This window comes from Streptomyces tyrfis (assembly GCF_037034285.1).
In the GTDB taxonomy this organism is placed as follows: Bacteria; Actinomycetota; Actinomycetes; order Streptomycetales; family Streptomycetaceae; genus Streptomyces.
Genome location: NZ_JBAGJZ010000110.1, coordinates 1 through 1,294 on the forward strand (window position 1 = coordinate 1; position 1,294 = coordinate 1,294).

Genomic DNA, 1,294 nt, shown 5'->3' on the forward strand with positions numbered 1-1,294 from the left:
GCTACGGACCGGAGCTGCGTACGGCCATCCAGGGCGCGCTCGACGCGTTCTTCGCCTCCTCGCACGCCTTCGACGTCACCGACGCCAACGGGCAGACCCTGTCCGAGGCCGTCATATTGATCGACAGCGCCGTGGAGAACGCCCGCTACCTGCCCGTCGTCAAACGGCTGCTGGCCGGCTACGACTCCTCGTACAACGACTTCTGGTACATGGTCAACGCCGTGAACAGCGTGTACACGGTGTTCTTCCGCGGTCACCAGGTGCCGGAGTTCATCACCGCGGTGGAGGCCGACCCCAGCGCGCTGGAGGCCCTCAGCGACTTCGCGACGCGCCATCTCGACCTGCTGGGCAGCAAGCAGTCCTTCCTGGCCTCCAACGCGGGACTCGAGCTCGGCCGCTTCCTCAAGGAGGACTCCCTGCGCCCCAAGGCAAGCCCGCTGGCCGCCGGGCTGCTCGGCAAGAGCTCCATCACCGGCCCCACCGCCCCGCTCTGGGTCGCCGTGGCGCAGATGGTCGAGGCCTACGACAAGGCGAACTGCTCGTACTACGGCACCTGCGACCTCGCGGACCGTCTCGAAAAGGCCGTCCTGCCGGTGAAGCACACCTGTAGCGACAGCATCACCATCCGGGCGCAGGACATGGCCGCGGAGGAACTCGAGGCCAGCTGCACCAGCCTGCGCAACCAGGACGCCTACTTCCACGAGGTCGCCCGGGACAACGGACCGGTCGCCGACGACAACAACAAGACCATCGAGGTCGTGGTCTTCGACTCCAGCACCGACTACCAGACCTACGCCGGCGCGATCTACGGCATCAACACCAACAACGGCGGCATGTACCTGGAAGGCGACCCCGCCGCGGAAGGCAATCAGCCCCGGTTCATCGCCTACGAGGCCGAGTGGGCCCGCCCCGACTTCCAGATCTGGAACCTCAACCACGAGTACACGCACTACCTCGACGGCCGCTTCGACATGCACGGCGACTTCGAGGCCGGACTGACCACACCGACCGTCTGGTGGGTCGAGGGCTTCGCGGAGTACGTCTCCTACTCATACCGCAAGGTCGACTACGACGCCGCCGCCGCCCAGGCCGCGAACCACACCTACACCCTGCGGACCCTGTACGACACCACCTACGAGAACGCCGACCAGACCCGAATCTACAACTGGGGTTACCTGGCCGTCCGCTACATGCTGGAGTCCCACCGCGCGGACATCGACACCCTCCTCGGCCTCTACCGCAAGGGCGACTGGGACGGCGCCCGCACCCTGCTCACCTCGACCATCGGCGACCG

1 protein-coding gene is annotated in these 1,294 nt (G+C 66.6%); it reads left to right on the forward strand.

What is annotated here, in order from left to right; all coding sequences use genetic code 11:
• On the forward strand, window positions 1-1,294 hold a 1,294-nt coding region (locus WA762_RS35385), incomplete at both ends, for a collagenase (protein ID WP_335941698.1).